Annotated in this window: 14 protein-coding genes and 1 tRNA gene; 2 read left to right on the forward strand and 13 right to left on the reverse strand. The window is 69.5% G+C overall.

What is annotated here, in order from left to right; all coding sequences use genetic code 11:
- The first annotated feature begins 38 nt into the window (after window positions 1-38).
- On the forward strand, window positions 39-2,030 hold the full coding sequence (gene asnB, locus IHE47_RS04230; RefSeq protein WP_225561613.1) for an asparagine synthase (glutamine-hydrolyzing): 1,992 nt from the start codon (window positions 39-41) through the stop codon (window positions 2,028-2,030).
- Window positions 2,031-2,097: 67 nt separating this feature from the next.
- On the opposite strand, the gene IHE47_RS04235 is transcribed toward asnB, so the two are convergent.
- From IHE47_RS04235 to IHE47_RS04295, 13 genes are all read right to left on the reverse strand, one after another.
- Window positions 2,098-2,190 (reverse strand) — tRNA-Ser (locus tag IHE47_RS04235).
- A gap of 71 nt (window positions 2,191-2,261) precedes the next feature.
- Entirely contained in the window at window positions 2,262-2,459 is a 198-nt protein-coding gene (gene csrA, locus IHE47_RS04240; RefSeq protein ID WP_192104581.1) for a carbon storage regulator CsrA, read from the reverse strand.
- Between the two features lie 256 nt (window positions 2,460-2,715).
- On the reverse strand, window positions 2,716-5,355 hold the full coding sequence (gene alaS, locus IHE47_RS04245) for an alanine--tRNA ligase (protein ID WP_192104583.1): 2,640 nt from the start codon (window positions 5,353-5,355) through the stop codon (window positions 2,716-2,718).
- A gap of 47 nt (window positions 5,356-5,402) precedes the next feature.
- Complete coding sequence (locus IHE47_RS04250; protein WP_192104585.1) at window positions 5,403-5,894, reverse strand: regulatory protein RecX; 492 nt, start codon at window positions 5,892-5,894, stop codon at window positions 5,403-5,405.
- 63 nt (window positions 5,895-5,957) lie between these two features.
- Window positions 5,958-6,992, reverse strand: a complete 1,035-nt coding sequence (recA, locus tag IHE47_RS04255) for a recombinase RecA (protein WP_192104587.1) — start codon at window positions 6,990-6,992, stop codon at window positions 5,958-5,960.
- Between the two features lie 124 nt (window positions 6,993-7,116).
- A complete protein-coding gene (locus tag IHE47_RS04260) occupies window positions 7,117-7,626 on the reverse strand; it encodes a CinA family protein (protein WP_192104729.1) in 510 nt (169 codons plus the stop codon).
- A gap of 88 nt (window positions 7,627-7,714) precedes the next feature.
- The gene (locus tag IHE47_RS04265) at window positions 7,715-8,554 is read right to left on the reverse strand and encodes a uroporphyrinogen-III synthase (protein ID WP_225561614.1); all 840 of its coding nucleotides are present in this window, start codon (window positions 8,552-8,554) and stop codon (window positions 7,715-7,717) included.
- Between the two features lie 28 nt (window positions 8,555-8,582).
- Window positions 8,583-10,025 carry a siroheme synthase CysG gene (gene cysG, locus IHE47_RS04270; protein ID WP_192104592.1) on the reverse strand — a complete coding sequence of 481 codons (1,443 nt, stop codon included), beginning with the start codon at window positions 10,023-10,025 and terminating at the stop codon, window positions 8,583-8,585.
- Between the two features lie 30 nt (window positions 10,026-10,055).
- Window positions 10,056-12,761 carry a nitrate reductase gene (locus IHE47_RS04275; RefSeq protein WP_192104594.1) on the reverse strand — a complete coding sequence of 902 codons (2,706 nt, stop codon included), beginning with the start codon at window positions 12,759-12,761 and terminating at the stop codon, window positions 10,056-10,058.
- A complete protein-coding gene (locus tag IHE47_RS04280; RefSeq protein WP_192104596.1) occupies window positions 12,758-13,990 on the reverse strand; it encodes an FAD-dependent oxidoreductase in 1,233 nt (410 codons plus the stop codon). Before IHE47_RS04280 ends, IHE47_RS04275 begins: the two co-directional genes overlap by 4 nt.
- Window positions 13,987-14,334: a nitrite reductase small subunit NirD gene (gene nirD / locus IHE47_RS04285; protein ID WP_192104598.1), complete on the reverse strand. Its 348-nt coding sequence runs from the start codon at window positions 14,332-14,334 to the stop codon at window positions 13,987-13,989. Before nirD ends, IHE47_RS04280 begins: the two co-directional genes overlap by 4 nt.
- A 3-nt stretch (window positions 14,335-14,337) precedes the next feature.
- Window positions 14,338-16,902 carry a nitrite reductase large subunit NirB gene (nirB, locus tag IHE47_RS04290; protein ID WP_192104600.1) on the reverse strand — a complete coding sequence of 855 codons (2,565 nt, stop codon included), beginning with the start codon at window positions 16,900-16,902 and terminating at the stop codon, window positions 14,338-14,340.
- 26 nt (window positions 16,903-16,928) lie between these two features.
- A complete protein-coding gene (locus IHE47_RS04295) occupies window positions 16,929-18,266 on the reverse strand; it encodes an MFS transporter (protein WP_192104602.1) in 1,338 nt (445 codons plus the stop codon).
- Between the two features lie 343 nt (window positions 18,267-18,609).
- Here IHE47_RS04295 and mutS point away from each other — a divergent pair, with 343 nt between their 5' ends.
- Complete coding sequence (gene mutS, locus IHE47_RS04300; RefSeq protein WP_225561615.1) at window positions 18,610-21,183, forward strand: DNA mismatch repair protein MutS; 2,574 nt, start codon at window positions 18,610-18,612, stop codon at window positions 21,181-21,183.
- Window positions 21,184-21,186: the final 3 nt, after the last annotated feature.

Genomic DNA, 21,186 nt, shown 5'->3' on the forward strand with positions numbered 1-21,186 from the left:
GCCGGTTGCCGGCCGCAATCCACCAGGAGCAGGCGAGCATGTGCGGCATTGGCGGCGTCTTGATGAACCACCACGAAGGCTCCCGCGAGGCGATCGCGCGCCAGGTGCAGGCCATGCTTTCGGCGATGCGGCACCGCGGTCCCGACGGGCAGGCCGAATACGCCGACGAAGGCATCGGCATGGGTGCCAACCGGCTCGCGATACGCGGCGTCGACCAACTGCAGCCGCCGCTGTTCGTGCACGAGTCCGGCGTGGTCGTGGCGTGCAATGGCGAGATCGACAATCACCGCGCCCTGCGCGCCTCGCTCGCCGCGCAAGGGCACGCGATCCGGTCAAGCAGCGACATCGCCGTCATCGCACCGCTCTACCTCGAGCACGACCTCGGCTTTCTCGAACACCTCGATGGCGTGTTCGCCATGGCGCTGTGGGACCCGCGGAAAAAGCGCCTCATCCTTGCCCGGGACCGCGCCGGGGAAAGGCACCTGTACTACGCCACGTCCGCGCAAGGCACCTGGTTCGCATCCGAGTCCGCCGCGCTGCAGGCTGCCGCGCCGGCGCGCAACGGGATGGACCGGCAGGCCCTGGCCCACTACCTGCGCTCGGGCTATTGCCCGTCTCCCGGGACGCTGTTCGCCCAGCAGTTCAAGGTCTGCCCTGGCGAGATGATCGTGCGGGAAGGAAACAAGACGCGCCACATGCGCTACTGGACATCGCCCATCGGCCGGAAACCGACCGCGCCGCCCAGCGCGTCCACGTTCGACGCCATCTTCCGCGGCGCGATCGAGCGGCAGACCGATGTCGACGTGGATTACGGCGTATTGCTCAGTGGCGGGCTGGATTCCTCGCTCATCACGGCCGTGGCGCGCCAGGTGCGCCCCGCGCGCGAGCTCAAGGCCTACTGCATCCGCTTCGACGAAGACTCCTTCGACGAGGGAAGCAGCGCGCAGACCGTCGCCCGCCTGCACGACTGCCCGCTCACCACGGTCACGCTCGGCGCACCCCAGGTGCCGCAGATGCTCCGGCACCTGATCCGGACAACCGGGGAACCGCTGGCCGATCCCGCATGGCTTCCGTTGTTCCTGGTCACCGGGCGCGCATCCAGCGACGTCAAGATGCTGCTGGCCGGCGAAGGCGCCGACGAATTGTTCGGCGGCTACCCGACATACCTTGGTGCGCTGTGGTCATCGCATTACGGCAGACTGCCGGCGGCCTTGCGCAAGGCGATCCACGGTCTTGCCGCCGCCCTCCCCGTCAGCGACAGGAAAGTCGCGCTGTCCTTCCTGCTCAAGAAGTTCGTCGACGGACAGGCATGCGACGGCCTGACACGGCATCTGCTGTGGAACGCGAACCTGTCGCCGGCGTGGATCCAGCGACTGGGCGTAGACTGCCCGGCAGCTCCGCTCCAGCACCGCGAACTGCCCTTGCTCGACCTGGTTCAAAGCCACGATTTCGAGCACTCGCTGCCGGATGCCCTGATGGCCAAGGCCGATCGCGGCGGGATGTGCCATGGCCTGGAAATCCGGGCGCCCTTCCTCGATCGCGCCGTGGTCGAATACGCGAGCACCCTGCCGGCGAATGCCAGGATCAGGCGGCTTCGCACCAAGGCCTTCCTGAAGGACTACGCGCGCCGCTATCTGCCAGCGGAGATCGTCGAGCGCCGGAAACGCGGCCTCTCCGTGCCCCTGGGCCGATGGTTGCGCGGCCCCCTGCGTGACTGGGTCACGGCAAGGCTGTCAGTGGAAACCCTCGGCAGCGCGGGCATCCGAACGGACGCGGCGCTGGCATTGCTGGAGGAACACCTGCAACGGCGGGCGGATCACGCACGCGGTCTGTGGAACCTCATCGTGCTGTCCGAATGGCTGGAATGGGCCGCGGAGGTGCACGCGCCGGCGGCGCAGGCTGCGGGCGCCCCCGGTCCCGCCCATCCCGCGGACCGGATGCGCCGGGATTCCCTGGCGAGTATGCCGGACGTCCGGAGCGGCCCGCCGAAGGCAGCCCAGGACACGCGGACCCGCTCGCTGGTGGAGTGATGCGCGGAGTGGAGGGCTTGCCCCCGGAAAAGCGAAAGCCCCCGATTTCTCAGGGGCTTGGCAGTACTGGCGGAGAGAGAGGGATTCGAACCCTCGATAAGGCTTTTGACCCTATACTCCCTTAGCAGGGGAGCCCCTTCGGCCACTCGGGCATCTCTCCGGGTTTGGTGCTACTGCGAGCCGGCAAGCTTACCTGCCTGCTGGCTCGGCGTAAAGCCCGAGGGCTACGAATCAGTGGCTTTCATCATCGTGCGCACCCGGCTCATGGCCGCTCTTGATGCGCTGGTAGATCTCTTCGCGATGCACGGCAACGTCCTTGGGCGCATTGATGCCGATGCGCACCTGATTGCCTTTCACGCCCAGAACGGTGACGGTCACCTCGTCGCCGATCATCAGGGTTTCGCCAACCCTGCGGGTCAGAATCAACATGGTTGCTGCTCCATTGGTTCCTGGTTCCAAACCTGCAGACGACGGCGCCTCACCCCTGAGCCTCCGTCACCGCAGTTCGACGATCGATCCGCCGAAGGCCCTACCGCCTTCCCGGCTCACCATCCCGGCTGCCTGCCACGACAATCAATCATTGTGCGCAGCCCGCAACGGCGGGGATTCGAACGATACTAACGAGCATCCATCCTTGGTGCAATGTACGCAGGCTCGCCTGCGCGCATTGCGATGGATGCCCCGCTCAGGCCGACAACTGGCCCGAAACCCACAACGGCAAGCCCGCCAGCATCGTTGACAGGCCGGGGGCATCGACGCCGCCGCCCTGCGCCATGTCGGGCCGGCCGCCGCCCTTGCCGTCGATCTGCTTCGCCACGTGCGCGACCACGTCGCCGGCCTTGATGCGGCCCAGCGCCTTGCCGTGCACACCGGCGATCAGCGACACGCGGCCGTCCGCCGCGCCCGCCAGCAGGATCACGCAGTCGCCCAGTTGCTGCTTGAGCTGGTCCACGCCGTCGCGCAGCGCCTTGGCGTCCAGGCCTTCCAGCCGCGCGGCCACGACCTTGATGCCGTCGACGTCCTGCGCACCGTTCGCCAGTTCGGCGGTGGCGTTGCCCGCGGCCTTTGCGCGCAGCGACTCCAGCTCGCGCTCCAGTTTCTTCTGTCTGTCGAACAGCTGGCGCAGCTTCTCGACGGCGTCGTCGCCACTGCCGGAGAGCAGCTGCGATAGTTCGCCGAGGCGGCGCTCCTCGTCGGCCACGAAGGACAATGCACCGGCGCCGCTGACCGCCTCGATGCGGCGCACACCGGAGGCCACGCCGGATTCGGCCACGATCTTGAACAGGCCGATGTCGCCGGTACGGCCCACGTGGGTACCGCCGCACAGCTCGGTGGAGAACTCGCCCATCCTCAGCACGCGCACTTCGTCGCCGTACTTTTCGCCGAACAGCGCCATCGCGCCGAAGGCGATGGCATCGTCGTAGGCCATCTGGCGCACTTCGGCGGCGGCGTTGCGGCGCACCTCGGCGTTGACCAGCGCCTCCACTTCGGCGAGTTCCGCGCGGCTCATCGGCTTGTGGTGGGCGAAGTCGAAGCGCAGGCGCTCCGGCGCCACCAGCGAACCCTTCTGCGCAACGTGGGTGCCCAGCACCTTGCGCAGCGCGGCGTGCAGCAGGTGGGTGGCGGAATGGTTGAGCACGATGGACTGGCGGCGCGCGGCATCGACCTGCGCATCCACCAGGTCGCCTGCCTTGAGCGGCTGCGCGCCATGCCAGGCGCCGGCGTGGCCGAAGAACACGCCGCCCATCTTCAGCGTGTCGGCCACCTCGAAGCGGCCGACGCCGCTCGACAGCGTGCCGGTATCGCCCACCTGGCCACCGGACTCGGCGTAGAACGGCGTACGGTCGAGCAGCACGAAGCCCTGTTCGCCCTCGCCAAGCTGGCTGACCTGGCGACCGTCGCGCACGATGCCCAGCACCTTGCAGCCCGTCGCGGCCAAGGCTTCGTAGCCGAGGAAAGCGGTAGGCGCGAGCTGGCTGGCGAGTTCCGCCGGCATCTGGCCCTTGGCCTCGAACTTGCCCGCGGCGCGGGCGCGCTCGCGCTGCTCGTTCATGGCCTGCTCGAAGCCGGCCATGTCCACCGCGAGGCCGCGCTCGCGCGCGATGTCGGCGGTGAGGTCGACCGGGAAGCCGTAGGTGTCGTACAGGCGGAACGCGTCCGCGCCGGCGATGGTCTTGCCGGAAGACCTGGCCGTGACCTCGTCGAACACGCGCATGCCGTGTTCCAGCGTTTCGCCGAAGCGCTGCTCCTCGGTACGCAGCGCGTCCTCCACGAAAGCCTGCTTCGCCTTCAGCTCGGGATAGGCCTCGCCCATCTCCTCGACCAGCGGCTGCACCATCTTCCAGAAGAAGTCGCCGCGCACGCCCAGCATCCAGCCATGGCGCAGCGCGCGGCGGATGATGCGGCGGAGCACGTAGCCGCGGCCTTCGTTCGACGGCAGCACGCCGTCCACGATCAGGAACGAGCAGGCGCGCACGTGGTCGGCGATCACGCGCAGCGACTGGTTGGCCAGGTCCTTCGTGCCGGTCAGTTCCGCAGCCACCTTGATCAGGTGCTGGAACAGGTCGATCTCGTAGTTGGAGTGCACGTGCTGCAGCACGGCGGCGAGGCGCTCCAGGCCCATGCCGGTGTCCACGCAGGGAGCGGGCAGCGGCGACAGCGTGCCATCAGGCGCGCGGTCGAACTGCATGAACACCAGGTTCCAGATCTCGATGTAGCGGTCGCCGTCCTCGTCGGGCGAGCCGGGCGGCCCGCCGGCCACGTCCGCGCCGTGGTCGTAGAAGATCTCGGTGCAGGGGCCGCAGGGGCCGGTGTCGGCCATCTGCCAGAAGTTGTCGGAGGCGAACGGGGCGCCCTTGTTGTCGCCGATGCGCACGATGCGCTCCGCCGGCACGCCGACCTGCCTGTGCCAGATGTCGTGGGCCTCGTCGTCGGTGTGGTAGACGGTGACCCACAGTTTTTCGGCCGGCAGCTTGAACACGCCGGTGAGCAGCTCCCACGCCCAGCCGATCGCCTCGCGCTTGAAGTAGTCGCCGAACGACCAGTTGCCCAGCATCTCGAAGAAGGTGTGGTGGCGCGCGGTGTAGCCCACGGCATCCAGGTCGTTGTGCTTGCCGCCTGCGCGCAGGCAGCGCTGCACGTCGGCCGCGCGCACGTAGGGCAGCTTCTCGCTGCCCAGGAACACGTTCTTGAACGGCACCATGCCCGAGTTGGTGAACAGCAGGGTCGGGTCGCTGGCCGGCACCAACGAGGCGGAAGGCACGATGGTGTGGCCTTTCGCGCGGAAGAAGTCGAGGAAGGTCGAACGGATGTCGGCGGTTTTCATGCGTGGCGGCGATGGCTGCGGGGAGGCACGCCGCTACTCCGCCGCGATCAAGTCTCCTCGTCGGCTTCGTCCACGTCGGCGTGGGTCGCATATCTTACCGTGGCGGCGGAGAAACCGCGGCGCAGGAGGAATTGCGCTCGTTTGCCCTGCTCCTCGCGATCCGCGGCGGGCTTGCCGCCGTAGCGGCGACGCAGCTGGTTCATCGCGCTGGCGTTCCAGTCCACCTCGCACTCGTCCAGCAGTTGGCGGATCGCCGCGTCCGCCAGGCCGTGGGTTTTCAGCTCCATGCGGATGCGCGCGGGGCCATAGCCTTGCGAGGCGCGGTTGCGCAGGAGCATGGCGGCGAAGCGTTCGTCGTCCTGGTAACGCTGGTCGCCGAGCCGGGCCAAGGCTGCGTCGGATTCCTCGCCGGCGTAGCCGCCCTGGTCGAGCTTGCGGCGCAGTTCGCGTTTCGACTGTTCGCGGCGCGCAAGCAGGCCCAGCGCCTTGTCGTAGGCGGTGGGGCGCGGTTTGTCGGGGGCGCCGTCGCGGCGTTTCATGCAAGTGCCCTGTCCACCCTGCCCCTCCCCTGCACGCAGGCGAGGGAGCAGGGCGGCGAGTCATCACGCCTCTTCCAGCGCTTCCTCGGAGGCCGCAGCCTTGCCCGCGCCACCCACCAGCAGGCGGGCACGCAGTTCGGCGTCGATCTCGTTGGCGATGGCCGGGTTGTCGCGCAGGAACTGGCGCACGTTTTCCTTGCCCTGGCCGATGCGATCGCCCTTGTAGCTGTACCAGGCGCCGGACTTGTCGATCAGGTTCTGCGCCACGCCCAGCTCGATGATCTCGCCTTCGCGCGAGGAACCCTCGCCGTAGAGGATCTCGAACTCGGCCTGGCGGAACGGCGGCGCCACCTTGTTCTTGACCACCTTGACGCGGGTCTCGGAGCCGATCACCTCTTCGCCCTTCTTCACCGCGCCGGTGCGGCGGATGTCCAGGCGCACCGAGGCGTAGAACTTCAGCGCGTTGCCGCCGGTGGTGGTCTCGGGGCTGCCGAACATCACGCCGATCTTCATGCGGATCTGGTTGATGAAGATCACCAGGCAGTTCGACTTCTTGATGTTGGCGGTGAGCTTGCGCAGCGCCTGGCTCATCAGGCGGGCGTGCAGGCCGACGTGCGAGTCGCCCATCTCGCCCTCGATTTCCGCCTTGGGCGTGAGCGCGGCCACCGAATCGACCACCACCACGTCCACCGCGCCGGAGCGCACCAGCATGTCGGCGATTTCCAGCGCCTGTTCGCCGGTGTCCGGCTGCGAGACCAGCAGGTCGTCCACGTTCACGCCCAGCTTCTGGGCATAGGAGGGATCGAGCGCGTGCTCGGCGTCGACGAAGGCCGCGGTGCCGCCATTCTTCTGGCAGTTGGCGATCACCTGCAGGGTCAGCGTGGTCTTGCCCGAGGATTCCGGACCGTAGATCTCGACCACGCGGCCGCGCGGCAGGCCGCCCACGCCCAGCGCGATGTCCAGGCCCAGCGAACCGGTGGACACGGTGTCGATCGCCTCGTTGGTGCGGTCGCCCATGCGCATCACGGCGCCCTTGCCGAACTGCTTTTCGATCTGGCCGAGGGCGGAGGCTAGCGCCTTGCGCTTGTTGTCATCCATCGTCTTGGTTCCGGTTGGCTGCGAATGTAGGGCCATGATGCCCGGGCTGCATCTCACGGGCTGCGATCACGACGAACAAGCAGTATCCCACACCGGTCAAGCCGTACCGTCGGCCGGGCCTGCCTCACTCGGTCAGGGTTTTCCGCAAACCGTGGAGCGCGGCGGCCACGGTCTGCCGGCGCACCGCCTCGCGGTCACCCGGGAAATGGAACAGTCGCGCGTGGGCATAACCACCGCGGCGCTTCCATGCGATCCACACCGTGCCCACCGGCTTGTCCGTGGTTCCGCCACCGGGCCCGGCGATGCCGGTGACCGCCACCGCCACGCCCGCGCCGAAGCGGGCCAGCGCGCCGGACACCATTTCCAGCGCGGTTTCCTCGCTCACCGCACCGGCATGCTCCAGCGTGCGCGTGTCCACGCCCAGCAACGCCTGCTTCGCCTCGTAGCTGTAGGTGACCACGCCGGCGTCGAACCAGGCCGAGCTGCCCGGCAGGTCGGTGAGCGTCTTGGCCACCCAGCCTCCCGTGCACGATTCGGCGGTCACCAGCATCAGGCGTTCCCGCTGGGTGGCGACAGCCACCTGCTCGGCCAGCGCCTTGAGCTCGGCATCGGAAGGGACAGGCAAAGCCACAATGGAACTCCTGGGGATACCCGCAACATCGGATGGGCTCACCGTTCTACCCCTTTGGAGCGATGGCGCCAACCCCGCCTCGTGATCCGCCTCAACGCGACAGCACGGCGATGAGTGCCTGCGTCAACGGCTTGAGGTAGTAGTTGCCTGCCGGAATCGCCTGGACCGTTGCCCCATGCCGGGACAGCGCATCGGCCACCAGCGGCCCCACGGCCGCCACGACCGTGCGCGACAGGGCGGCACTCAAGGCCTCCTGCTGCACCGCGGTCCCCGCCACCCGGAACAGCCGCTCCACCTGCTGCATGCTGGTGAAGGCGATGGCGTCGATGGCGCCCTGCCGCATGCGCTCGACTAGGTCTTGCACCTGTGCGTCGTCGGCAGCGTCCGCGTAGCGATAGGGGGCCACCGGCAGCGCGACAGCCCCCGCGCTGGCGAGGAAGTCCATCAGGGCTGCGTTGGGATCGGTGCCGTACAACTGGACGCCGACGCGCCGCGCGCGCAGGTCGACTCCACGCAGGCAATCGATCATGCCCTGCGTGGTGGCGGGCTCGACCACCACGTCGGGCCGCAGGCCCAGCTCGCGCAGCACGCGCCCGGGCTTGGGGCCGCGCGCGACGAGGCGCATCGATGCGAGGCGCTCGACAAAAGGCCGGCGTGATCGGGGCGCGTGCCGGTCGATGATGCCGAGCAGGCGATGCAATCCCTCGCCGGTGAACAGCAGCAGGTCGTCGCAACCGCCGGCGTTGACCTGGTCCACCCAGGCCAGTACCGGTCCGGGATCCGCCGCGTCGCGGATGTCCACCAGCGGGCAGCGCCACACGCTGGCACCGCGACGCTCGAGCAGCGAAGCGAACACGTCCAGCTCGCGCGACTCGGGTACCGCGATGCAGCGGCCGCGCAGCGGGCCATCAGATGCCTTCACCTCCGTCATCGCCATCTCCCGGCATTCCGCAGACTCGTCAACACGCCGTCTCCAGACAGACCTGCCGATCCGGCACACCAGCCGGGCCGGCGTCGACCAGTGCACCGAACCAGGCGTGCTGGCGTGCGAATGCAGCCACTTCGCCGATGATCAGCAAGGCCGGCGTCTGCACGGCATGGCGCCGCGCCAGCGCAGGCAGCGTGCCCAGCGTCCCCACGATCACGCGCTGCTGCGGCAGCGTGCCGTTCTCGATGATCGCGCACGACGTTTCCGCACTGCGCGCCCGGGAGATCAGCTGCGCGGCCAGCGCCTCGATCTTCTCCACGCCCATGTAGACCGCCAGGGTCTGGCGCGGGTCGCCATGCGCCTGCCCGGCCCATGCGTCGGCCGCGTCCTTGCCGTGCGCCGTCAGCAGGCAGACCGACTGCGCGTGGTCGCGATGGGTGAGCGGGATGCCGGCGAACGCGGCGCAGGCCACGGCGGCCGTGATCCCCGGCACCACTTCACAGGCCACGCCGTGCGCGCGCAGGAAGGCGAGCTCCTCGCCGCCACGGCCGAACACGAACGGATCGCCGCCCTTCAGGCGCACCACGCGGCGCCCTTCCCGCGCATGCGCCAGCATCAGCCGGTGCGTATGCTCCTGCGCCACCTGGCGTCCGCCGCAGCGCTTGCCGACGTCGATGCGCTCGGCGTCGCGCCGCGCCATCGCCAGCACTTCGTCGCCGACCAGCTGGTCGTAGAGCACCACGTCGGCCTGCTGCAGGGTACGCAGCGCCTGCAGCGTCAGCAGGCCCGGATGTCCCGGCCCCGCGCCCACCAGCGCCACCGAACCTTGGGCAGGCGCCGGGCCCGCCGCCTCCAGCGCTGCGAGCATGGCCTGCTCCGCCTCCGCCGGCCTTGCATTGCGCAGCAACGCGAGTACGGAACCGTCATGCAGCCAGTCGTAGAAGCCGCGCCGCGACGCGGTGTCGGCGAAGCGGGCCACCACGCGGGCGCGATGGCGCTCCGCCAGCGCCACCAGCCGCCCGAGTGCATGGTCCAGCACGCGTTCCAGCAGCTCGCGGACGCGCCGCGCGATGGCCGGCGCGGCGCCCGCGGTGGAAATCGCCACGACCAGCGGCGAGCGATCCACCACGGCGGGCACGTGGAAGCGCGAGAGCGCCGCGTCGTCCACCACGTTCGCGAAGATGCGGCGCTCCTTCGCGCAGGCGGCGATCCGCTGGTTGACCCCGCGATCGTCGGTGGCGGCGATCACCAGCCACATGCCCTCCAGCCACGCCGGCTCGAATTCGCCGTGGAACGACTGCAGCTGCCCCGCCTCGATCCATGCGGCCAGCTCCGGTTCGAAGCGGGGTGCGCCGATCCGCACCCTGGCGCCCGCATCGAGCAGCGCCTGCGCCTTGCGCTTCGCCACGCCGCCGCCGCCCACCACCAGCACCGGGAGATCGCCCACGTCGGCGAACAACGGATAGAGCCTCATGCAGCACCTCCTGACCGGCCGTGATTCATGTCATGCCTCGCTTGCCGTACGCGATTCGGCGATCAGCCGCTGCAGCTCCGGCACGCACGAACCGCAATTGCCGCCCGCGCGCAGCGCGGCGGTGATCTTCGCGGGCGTATCCAGCCCGTCCCGGCGGATGGCCTCGCACAGGGTGTTCCTGCCCACGCCGAAGCACGAGCACACCAGCGGGCCGGTGTCGGCGCCGGCACCCGGCGGCTCGCCGAGCAGCAGGCCGGCACGGTCGCCGTCGTCCAGCCGCGCATGCGCGAACAGGCCCGCCAGCCAGTGCCGCGACGGCAGGTCCGGCCGCGAGGAGAGAAACACGCACGCCTCGATGCGGTCGTCGCGCACGTGGGCCGCGCGGTAGACGCCGGTGGCGCGGTCTTCGTACTCCAGCCAGTCCGCCTCCGCGTCGTCCACGCCCAGCCAGGCCCTGGCCCACGCGCCGCAATCCTTCGGCCGCTCGCGGTGCGCCAGCTCGTAGCGATAGAAGCGCTCGCCGCGGATCAGCGTCCAGTAGCTCAGCCCGGAGGCCGGCAGCAAGCGCCGCCCGAAGGCGAAGCCGTACCAGCGCACCGGGAACGGTTCGATGCGCACCGGCGTGTGCTTGAACTCGGGCTCGCCGGACACCGGGTCGACCGCCGGATTCACCACGCCGCCCACGCGCGCGTCGGAGGCGAACTGGTCGTTCCAGTGGATCGGCACGAACACCTGGCCGCAAAGCATGTCGCCGCCATGGCGCACGCGCGCCACCATCGAGCCCCAGCGCGACTGCACGCGCGCCAGCTCGCCTTCGCGGATGCCGCTGCACAGAGCGTCGTGCGGGTGCATGTCGATGTAGGGCTCGCCGATGTGCCCGGCCAGCCGCGGCGACTTGCCGGTGCGCGTCATGGTGTGCCAGTGGTCGCGCACGCGTCCCGTGTTGAGCACCAGCGGATACTCCGCGTCCGGCGCATGCAGCGGCGCGCGCCCCGGCGTGGCGACGAAGCGCGCACGACCGTCGGCATGCGCGAACCGGCCATCGGAAAACAGCCGGCGGGTGCCCTCGCCCGTCGCGTCCACCGGCCACTGCACCGGCGCGAGTTCCGCATAAGCCTGCGGCGACAGCGTAGCGAGCCCCGCCAGGTCCAACAGGCGCGGCGCTGCCGGCGCCCCGTCGCGATCCGGCGCGTGGTTGCGGAAGGCGGTCAGCCGCGCGTGCTCCGCGAAGATCTGCTGCGGCGTTTCGAAACCGAAGCCGTCATCGAAACCCATGCGCCGCGCCACGTCGCAGACGATGCGCCAGTCCGCGCGCGCCTCGCCGGGCGCCGGCAGGAAGGCGCGTTGCCGCGACACGCGCCGCTCCGAGCTGGTGACGGTGCCGTCCTTCTCGCCCCAGCCCAGCGCAGGCAGCAGCACATGGGCGTGGCGGGTGGTGTCGGTGCGCTCGACGATGTCCGAGCACACCACCAGCTCGCACGCATCCAGCGCACGCTTGACGCGGTCGGCGTCGGGCAGGCTCACCACCGGGTTGGTGCCCATGATCCACAGCGCCTTCACCCTGCCCTCGAGGATCGCGTCGAACAGCGCCACCGCCTTCAGGCCCGGTTGCGACGCCATGCGCGGCGAGGCCCAGAACGATTGCACGATGTCCCGGTGCACCGGGTCGTGCAGCTCCATGTGCGCGGCGAGCATGTTGGCCAGGCCACCCACCTCGCGTCCGCCCATCGCGTTGGGCTGGCCGGTGAGCGAGAACGGGCCCGCGCCCGGCTTGCCGATGCGCCCCGTCAGCAGGTGGCAGTTGATGATGCTGTTGACCTTGTCGGTGCCGCTGGACGACTGGTTGACGCCTTGCGAGAACAGCGTGACGGTCTTTTCGTGGCGGGCGAACAGGCGGTAGAACGCCAGCAGTTCGGAGAGCTGCACGCCGCAGCTGCGCGCCACTTCCGCGAGATCCGGCGCATCGCCTTCCGCCGCCGCGAGCGCCTGCGCCAGGCCCTGCGTATGCGCCTCGACGAAGGGCACGTCCATCACGCCATGCCGGAACAGGAAGGCCAGCAGGCCGTTGAACAGCCAGACATCCGTGCCTGGCTTCACCGGCAGGTGCAGGTCCGCCGACTCGCAGGTGGCGGTGAAGCGCGGGTCGATCACGACCACGCGCGCGCCCGCTTCCTTCGCGGCCGCGATCCGCTGGAACACCACCGGATGGCACCATGCCGTATTGGAGCCCACCAGCACGAGCAGTTCCGCCTGGCCGAGGTCTTCGTAGCATCCCGGCACCACGTCCTCGCCGAAGGCGCGCTTGTGGCCGGCGACCGCGGAGGACATGCACAGGCGCGAATTGGTGTCGATGTTCGCCGTGCCGACATAGCCCTTGGCGAGCTTGTTGACGACGTAGTAGTCCTCGGTGAGCAGTTGCCCCGACACGTAGAAGGCCACGGCGTCCGGCCCGTGCCGTTCGATCACGCGGCGGAAGCCGCCCGCCACGCGCTCCAGCGCGTCGTCCCAGCGGGTGCGGACGAACTCCCCCGCCGCGCCGCGCAGCAGCGGATGCAGCAGGCGCCCCTGCAGGTCCACGGTCTCGCCGAGTGCCGCACCCTTCACGCAGAGCCTGCCGTGGTTCGAGCCATGCAGCGGATCGCCGGCCACGCTCACCGCGCCCGACGCGTCCACGACCGCCAGCACGCCGCAGCCGACGCCGCAGTAGGGACAGGTGGTGGCGGTGCGCGCACTCATGCCGGCACCGCGGCCGGCTGGCAATACGCCTGCCCGAACAGCAGGCGGTCGCGCCAGCGCGCGACGTCCGTGCCGCGGCTGATCAGGTCGAAATACCAGCCGCCGTCGCGCGCGTCGCCATACAGCACCGCGCCGACGAGGCGATCGCCGCTGAGCACGAGGCGCTTGTAGACGCCGCGCCGGGGATCACGCAGCACCAGGTCCTCGGTGCCCGCGCCGCCCATGAAATCGCCCGCCGAATACAGGTCGATGCCCGTCACCTTCAGCCGGGTGGCGGTCTGCGCCGTGCGGTAGCGGCGGTGGCCGAAGCGCGCCAGGTGCGATGCGCAGACCCGTGCCTGCTCCCACACCGGCGCGACCAGGCCGAACGTGGCCTTGCGGTGCTGCACGCATTCGCCGACGGCGTAGACCTGCGGGTCGTACGTCTGCAGGGTGTCGTCGACCACGATGCCGCGCTCGCAGTGGATGCCGCTCGCCTGCATCAGCGCGATGTCCGGCCGCACGCCGATCGCCACCACCACCAGGTCGGCGTCGACATGGCCGCCGTCGGCCAGGCGCACCCGCTCCACCCGCTGCACGCCTTCGAAGCGCGACGTCTCCGCACCCAGGCGCAGGGCCAACCCACGGCCCTCCAGGTTGCGTGCCAGCAGGCTGGCCGCGTCGGGATTGAGCTGCTGGTTGAGCAGCACGTGACTGCGATGGATCAGGGTGGCGTGCATGCCACGCCGCGACAATCCGTTGGCCGCCTCGATGCCGAGCAACCCGCCGCCGATCACCGCCGCATGCCGGTACCGCCCCGCCGACTGCAGCATGCACTCGACGTCCCCGATGTTGCGGAAGCAGACGATGCCGGGCAGGCCGCTGCCCGGCACGTCGAGCATGACGGGCCGCGATCCCGTCGCCACCAGCAGGCGGTCGTAGTGGCGCAGCGCGCCGTTGCGCGAGCGCACCGTGCGACGCACGCGGTCCACCGCCACCACCGGATCGTCCATGTGCAGTTCGATGCCGTGCGCGGCATACCACGCCGGCGCGTTGAGCACGATCTCGTCCGCCTGCTTCTCGCCGCTGAGCAGCATGGAGAGCAGGATGCGGTTGTAGTTTCCGTACGGCTCCGCGCCGAACACGGTGATGTCGTAGAGATCCGGCGCCAGCTGCAGCAGTTCCTCCACCGCGCGTATGCCGGCCATGCCGTTGCCGATCACCACCAGGCGGGGGCGGGCCTTGCTCATGCCGTGCCGCGCCTGACCTGCACCCGGCCGTCCTCGCACCGCACCTGCCACGCAGGCACGCCCAGCGCCGGCGACTCCAGGCAGGCCCCCGTGCGCAGGTCGAAATGCTGCTTGTGGATCGGCGAGGCCACCACCAGCCGCCCGCCGATGTCGCCGACCAGCCCGCGGGAAAGCACCGCCGCGCCCGAGTACGGATCGACGTTGCCGATGGCATGCAGTTCGCCGCTGGCCATGCGGAACACCGCGACCTGCTCGCCGTCCACCAGCGCGCAGACGCCGGTGTCCGGGACGATGTCGTCGATGCCGCAGACCGATTCCCACTCCGCGTGATCTTTGCTCGCCATGGCTCACTCCGTTTCCACCACGACCGGGATGCGGCCGGGTCGCGACTGCTTTTCGCCGGCGCTGGCCGGCCGTATCTGCCCGCGTTCCTGCACGAAGGACACGCCGTCGTCGGCCGCCTCGCTGTTGACGAAATGGCGGAAGCGTCGGCGCACCTGCGGATCGGCGACGGCGCGCTTCCACTCGCACTCGTAGGTGTCGACGACGTGCTTCATCTCGGATTCGAGCTCCCCGGCGATGCCCAGGCTGTCGTTGACGATCACGTCGCGCAGGTAGTCCATGCCGCCCTCCAGGTTGTCGCGCCACGTGCTGGTGCGCTGCAGGCGGTCGGCGGTGCGGATGTAGAACATCAGGAAGCGGTCGATGGTGCGGACCAGCGTGTCCCCGTCGAGGTCGCCGGCCAGCAGCTCGGCGTGTCGCGGCTTCATGCCGCCGTTGCCACAGACGTAGAGGTTCCAGCCCTTCTCGGTGGCGATGATGCCGACGTCCTTGCCCTGCGCCTCCGCACATTCGCGGGTGCAGCCGGACACCGCGAATTTCAGCTTGTGCGGGGAGCGCAGACCCTTGTAGCGATGCTCCAGGTCGATGGCCTTGCCCACGGAATCCTGCACGCCGTAGCGGCACCAGGTGGAGCCCACGCAGGACTTCACCGTGCGCAGCGACTTGCCGTAGGCATGGCCGGATTCGAAACCCGCCGCGATCAGCTCCTCCCAGATCAGCGGCAGCTGCTCCACCCGCGCGCCGAACATGTCCACGCGCTGGCCGCCGGTGAGCTTGGTGTACAGGCCGTACTTCCGCGCGATCCGGCCGATCGCGATCAGTCCGTCCGGCGTCACCTCGCCGCCCGGCATGCGCGGCACCACGGAGTAGGTGCCGTCCTTCTGGATGTTGGCGAGGAAATAGTCGTTGGAATCCTGCAGCGAGGCGTGCTCCTGCTGCAGCACGAACTCGTTCCAGCACGAGGCCAGGATGCTGGCCGCCACGGGCTTGCAGATGTCGCAGCCCAGCCCGTGGCCGTGGCGCGCCAGCAGTTCGTCGAAGCGGCGGATCCGACCCACGCGCACCAGGTGGTAGAGCTCCTGCCGCGAATAGGGGAAGTGCTCGCACAAGTGGTTGTTGACCGCGAGCCCGCGGCGCTTCATCTCCGCCTTCATGATCTGGGTGGCCAGCGGCACGCAGCCGCCGCAGGTCGTGCCGGCACGCGTGGCCTGCTTCAGTGCGCCGATGGAGGTGGCGCCCGCCGCCACGGCTTCGCACAGCTGGCCCTTGCTCACGTTGTTGCAGGAGCAGATCTGCGCGGTCGCCGGCAGCGCATCCACGGCCAGGCCGGGTTTCGCCGCACCCTCGACCGCAGGCAGGATCAGCGACTCCGGCGCCTCGGGCAGCTCCAGCCCGTTGAGCATCATCTGCAGCCAGCTGCCGTAGTCGGTCGCGTCGCCCACCAGCACGCCGCCGAGCAGGCGCTTGCCGTCCTGCGACACCACCAGCTTCTTGTAGACGTGCCTGTGCCCGTCGCTGAACTGGTAGGTGCGGCTGCCCGGCGTCGCGCCGTGCGCGTCGCCGATGCTGGCCACGTCCACGCCCATCAGCTTGAGCTTGGTGGACATGTCCGCGCCCGCGAACTCGGGCAGGCTGGCCGCCTGGTTGCGCACCAGCAGCGCGTTCAGGTGGTTGGCGACCACGCGCGCCATCTCGTAACCCGGCGCCACCAGCCCGAACACCTTGCCGCCCCACTGCGCGCACTCGCCGATGGCGTACACGTCGCGGTCGCGCGTGCGGCAGAAGTTGTCCACCATGATGCCGCCGCGCTGCCCCACGCCCAGCTCGCTGGCGTGCGCCAGCTCATCGCGGGGGCGGATGCCCGCGGAAAACACGATGAGGTCGGTTTCCAGGTGGCTGCCATCGGCGAACGTCATGCGGTGGCGTTTCGCCTCGCCGTCGCCGATCGCCAGCGTGTTCTTGCCGGTGTGCACGACCAGGCCGAGTTCCTCGATGGTCCTGCGCAGCAGCTGGCCGCCCGCATCGTCCACCTGCACCGCCATCAGGCGCTGGGCGAATTCCACCACGTGCGTCTCCAGCCCCATGTCGCGCAGCGCCTTCGCGCATTCGAGGCCGAGCAGGCCGCCGCCAACGACCACACCATGCGTGGAACGCGCGCCCCAGTGCGACAGCGCATGCAGGTCGTCCAGCGTGCGGTACGCCAGGCAGGCGTCGCGGTCGTTGCCGGGGATGGCCGGCACGAACGGCACCGAGCCCGTGGCGATCACCAGCTTGTCATAGGCGATGACGCCGCCATCGCTGGTGGCCACGCGCTTGAGCGCGCGATCGATGCCCGTCGCGCGCGTCGCCAGCCGCAGGCCGATGCCGGCCTGCTCGAAGAACCCCGGCGCCACCAGCGAGAGATCGTCCGCGCTCTTGCCGGCAAAGAATTCCGACAGGTGCACGCGATCGTAGGCCGGGCGGGTTTCCTCGCACAGCACGGTGATCTCCAACCCCGGCGGACGCAGCGCCGCCAGCTCCTCCAGCAACTTGTGGCCAACCATGCCGTTGCCCACGACGACAAGCTTCATCCCCATGCCGATGCCCTCCCGCCGATTCAGTCGATGGCCAGTGCCGGCCCGCCCGTTTGTTGCAGTGCCTCGCGATAGAGCTTTTCCTCGTCGGCGACGTGCTCGCGGCTGAAGCGCACGGCCAGTGCGCATGCGGAGCCCGCGATCACGAAGCCGCCCAGCAGCAGGAAGGTCTGCTGCACCGAACCGGTGTATTTCTGCAGGAAGCCAGCGGCCACCGCGCCCACGTTGCCGCCTGCGCCGACGATGCCGGCCACGCCGCCAAGCGCCCGGCGATCGATGAAGGGCACCAGCGCGTACGTCGCTCCGCAGGCCATGTGGGTGAACAGGCCGAACGCCAGCATGGCCGCGATCGCGGTGCCGGCGGCGTGGGTGCCGGAGAAACACAGCAGCCCGACGCCTTCGCAGAACATCAGCACGCAAAGCAGGCGAGCCCGGGCTGGCAGCCCATGGCGTCGCGCCAGGCGATCGGAGGCGACCCCGCCAAGGGCCCGCGCGAACAGCGCCAGCAGGCCGAAACAGCCCACCGCCATGCCGGCCCTGGCGAGGCTCAGGCCGAAACGATCCACGTAATAGGCCGCCGCGACGCCATGCACGAACAGCTCGATGCCGAAGCAGCCCGCATACGTGACGAACAGCATCCACACGCGATAGTTGCCCGCGGCCCGCGCGAACGCCGACCAGCCGCCGCGCTTGCCGCCGCCCGCCACCGTGCCGCGCGCGTGCAGGACGCGATAGTCGCCTTCGGGGCCATCCTGCGCATGGCGCCAATACAGCACGCCCACCACGACCAGCAGCACGCCCGGCAGCAGCATGGCGATGCGCCAGCCCAGGCCCTGCGCCATGCCCAGCGCCAGCACGCCGGCCAGCACCAGCGGCATCACCGCCTGCGCCGCGCCGCCGCCTGCGTTTCCCCAACCCGCCGCCGTCGCGTTGGCCGTGCCCACCACGTTGGGCGCGAACATCACCGACGTGTGGTACTGCGTGATCACGAAGCCTGCGCCCACCATGCCGATGGCCAGCCGCGCCAGCAGGAACGAGGCATATCCCTGCGCCAGCGCGATGCCGAACACGGGAACCGCCCCCAGCAGGAGCAGGCCTGCGTAAGTCCGCCGCGGCCCGAACCGGTCGCACAGCGGCCCTACCAGCAGGCGCCCGAACACGGTGACGGCCACCGCGGCGATGGTGATGTTGGCCACCTGCCCCGCATCCAGCCCGAATTCGGCGCGCACCAGCGGCATCAGCGGCGCCACCGCGAACCACGCGAAGAAACACGCGAAGAACGCCAGCCAGCTCAGATGGAACGCGCGCATCTGCGGCGTGCGCCATTGCAACAGTTCGATCCGTGTCGCCTTGCCCGACATACCACCTCCGCTCGAAGATGACGAATCGCGTCCCGCCAGCCACCGCACTGCCCCGGCCTCGCCTGCAGTACCCCACATGTGCTGCTTAGCAACACGCATGCCACGCCTGTACACGGCAAAAAACGCGGCGTTGCGGACAACGCCACTGGCAAATGCGCGTCACGCTGCACCAGCCCATGCCTAAAAATTCCGCGCGTGCACCATTGCAGTGCAGCAACGCCGGGAAGGCGCGGATCCACCGGCACCCGCCGTGCGCTCAACAAGCAGGGGCCAAGCCGCTAAAGTGAACGTCTTTGGCCGGCGCACGCGGCGCCGGCGTCATGCATCAGGACACTGCACGGGAATGGCCGACAACAGCGCCGAACACACTCCACTCATGCGCCAGTACCTGGGCGCCAAGGCCAAGCACCCGGACGTGCTGCTGTTCTTCCGCATGGGGGACTTCTACGAGCTGTTCTACGACGACGCGCGCAAGGCGGCGCGCTTGCTGGACATCACGCTGACCCAGCGCGGGCAGTCGGCGGGTGCGCCGATCCCGATGGCGGGCGTGCCGTACCACGCGGTGGAGAACTACCTGGCGAAGCTGGTGCGCCTCGGCGAGTCGGTGGCGATCTGCGAGCAGATCGGCGACCCGGCGCTGGCCAAGGGCATCGTGGAGCGCAAGGTGGTGCGCGTGGTGACGCCGGGCACGGTGACCGACGCCGCGCTGCTGGAGGAACGCCGCGACAACCTGCTGCTGGCGATCGGTACAGGCGCGAAGGATGGCTACGGCCTGGCCTGGGTGGACCTCTCCAGCGGCCGCTTCCTGCTCAGCGAAGTGCCGCACGCGGAGGCGCTGGCCGCGGAGCTCGCGCGCCTGCAGCCGGCGGAGACACTGGTCGACGAAAGCGTGGCCTGGCCGAAACTGGTCGCCGCCCTGCCCGGCCTGCGCAAGCGCCCGCCGTGGCATTTCGAGAGCGATGCGGCACGGCGCGAACTCAACCGCTTCTTCGGCACGCGCGACCTCGGCGGCTTCGGCGTGGACCAGTTGCCGCTGGCCATCGGCGCCGCCGGCTGCCTGCTCGGCTATGTCGAGGAAACCCAGAAGAGCGCGCTGCCGCACCTCAGCGGCATGGCGGTGGAATCGGCCAGCGAGACCATCGCGCTGGACGCCGCCACGCGCCGCAACCTCGAACTCGACACCCACCCCAGCGGCCGTACCGAGCACACCCTGCTCGGCGTGCTGGACGAAACGGTGACGCCGATGGGTGCGCGTCTGCTGCGTCGCTGGCTCAACCGGCCGCTGCGCTCGCGAGAGGTGTTGCGCGCGCGTCACCAGGCCATCGGCGCGCTGATCGACAACCGCCAGTACGAGGCATTGCGCGAGCAGTTGCGCGGCATCGGCGATCTGGAACGCATTCTTGCGCGTGTGGCGCTGCGTTCGGCAAGGCCGCGCGATTTGTCCACGCTGCGCGACGGCCTGCTTGCTGCGCCAGAGTTGCGGGCGCACATCGAACATCTGGACAGCCCGTTGCTGCACGCCTTGGTCGAGCGCATCGGCGACCACGCCGACAACGCCGCCTTGCTTGCAAGCGCCATCGTGCCGCAGCCGCCGGTGCTGCAACGCGACGGCGGCGTCATCAACGACGGCTACGACGCCGAGCTCGATGAACTGCGCCGGCTCTCCACCCACGCCGACCAGTACCTGGTCGAACTGGAAGAACGCGAGAAGGCCGCCAGCGGCATCCCCACGCTGAAGGTGGGCTACAACCGCGTGCACGGCTACTACATCGAGATCAGCAAGGCGCAGTCCGACAGGGCGCCCACGCATTACACGCGCCGGCAGACCACCAAGAACGCCGAGCGTTACATCACCGAGGAACTCAAGCAGTTCGAGGACAAGGTGCTCAGCGCGAAGGAGCGCTCGCTGATGCGCGAACGCGCGCTGTACGAGGCGCTGCTCGATACGCTCACCGAGAAACTGGAGCCGCTGAAGCAGGCCGCGGCCGCCATCGCCGAACTCGACGTGCTGGCCACGCTGGCCGAACGCGCCGAGACGCTGGACTGGACGGCGCCGCGACTCGCCGACGAACCCGGCATCGCGATCGAGCGCGGCCGCCACCCGGTGGTGGAAAAGGTGCGCGAGGAACCGTTCGAGCCGAACGACCTCACACTCGACGACGCCCGCCGCATGCTGGTCATCACCGGCCCCAACATGGGCGGCAAGAGCACCTACATGCGGCAGAACGCGCTGATCGTGCTGCTCGCCCATATCGGCAGCTACGTGCCGGCGAGCCACGCCGTGATCGGCCCGATCGACCGCATCTTCACCCGCATCGGCGCGGGCGACGACCTCTCGCGTGGCCAGTCCACCTTCATGGTGGAGATGAGCGAAACCGCCAACATCCTGCACAACGCCACCGCGCTGAGCCTGGTGCTGATGGACGAAGTGGGCCGCGGCACCAGCACCTACGACGGCCTCGCACTGGCACGTGCGGCGGCGGTGCACCTCGCCGCGACGAGCCGCGCGTTCACCCTGTTCGCCACGCACTACTTCGAGCTGACCGAGCTCGCCAACGAATATCCCGCCATCGCCAACGTGCACCTCGACGCCGTGGAATACGGCGAGCAACTGGTGTTCATGCACGCGGTGAAGGACGGCCCGGCCAACCGCAGCTTCGGCCTGCAGGTGGCGGCGCTGGCCGGCCTGCCGAAAGCGGTGATCGCCGATGCGCGGCGCACGCTGGCCGAACTGGAGCGCGGCATGCACGCGCATGCCGGCGCAGCGGCTCCAGCCGCCAACGCCTCGCCGCAACTCGGCCTGTTCGCACCACCCGCCCCTTCGGCCGCGGAACACGCGCTGGATGCCATCGACCCCGACGCGCTGACGCCGCGCGAAGCGCTGGAGGCGCTGTACCGGCTGAAAGGCCTGCGCTGAAGC

This window comes from Rhodanobacter sp. DHB23 (assembly GCF_014842975.1).
Lineage (GTDB): Bacteria > Pseudomonadota > Gammaproteobacteria > Xanthomonadales > Rhodanobacteraceae > Rhodanobacter_A.

Bases quoted from the DNA above. Each gene is read 5' to 3' on its own strand.
- asnB (WP_225561613.1), top strand. From the start codon at position 39: ATGTGCGGCATTGGCGGCGTCTTGATGAACCACCACGAAGGCTCCCGC.
- csrA (WP_192104581.1), bottom strand. From the start codon at position 2,459: ATGTTGATTCTGACCCGCAGGGTTGGCGAAACCCTGATGATCGGCGAC.
- alaS (WP_192104583.1), bottom strand. From the start codon at position 5,355: ATGAAAACCGCCGACATCCGTTCGACCTTCCTCGACTTCTTCCGCGCG.
- IHE47_RS04250 (WP_192104585.1), bottom strand. From the start codon at position 5,894: ATGAAACGCCGCGACGGCGCCCCCGACAAACCGCGCCCCACCGCCTAC.
- recA (WP_192104587.1), bottom strand. From the start codon at position 6,992: ATGGATGACAACAAGCGCAAGGCGCTAGCCTCCGCCCTCGGCCAGATC.
- IHE47_RS04265 (WP_225561614.1), bottom strand. From the start codon at position 8,554: ATGACGGAGGTGAAGGCATCTGATGGCCCGCTGCGCGGCCGCTGCATC.
- cysG (WP_192104592.1), bottom strand. From the start codon at position 10,025: ATGAGGCTCTATCCGTTGTTCGCCGACGTGGGCGATCTCCCGGTGCTG.
- IHE47_RS04275 (WP_192104594.1), bottom strand. From the start codon at position 12,761: ATGAGTGCGCGCACCGCCACCACCTGTCCCTACTGCGGCGTCGGCTGC.
- IHE47_RS04280 (WP_192104596.1), bottom strand. From the start codon at position 13,990: ATGAGCAAGGCCCGCCCCCGCCTGGTGGTGATCGGCAACGGCATGGCC.
- nirD (WP_192104598.1), bottom strand. From the start codon at position 14,334: ATGGCGAGCAAAGATCACGCGGAGTGGGAATCGGTCTGCGGCATCGAC.
- nirB (WP_192104600.1), bottom strand. From the start codon at position 16,902: ATGAAGCTTGTCGTCGTGGGCAACGGCATGGTTGGCCACAAGTTGCTG.
- IHE47_RS04295 (WP_192104602.1), bottom strand. From the start codon at position 18,266: ATGTCGGGCAAGGCGACACGGATCGAACTGTTGCAATGGCGCACGCCG.
- mutS (WP_225561615.1), top strand. From the start codon at position 18,610: ATGGCCGACAACAGCGCCGAACACACTCCACTCATGCGCCAGTACCTG.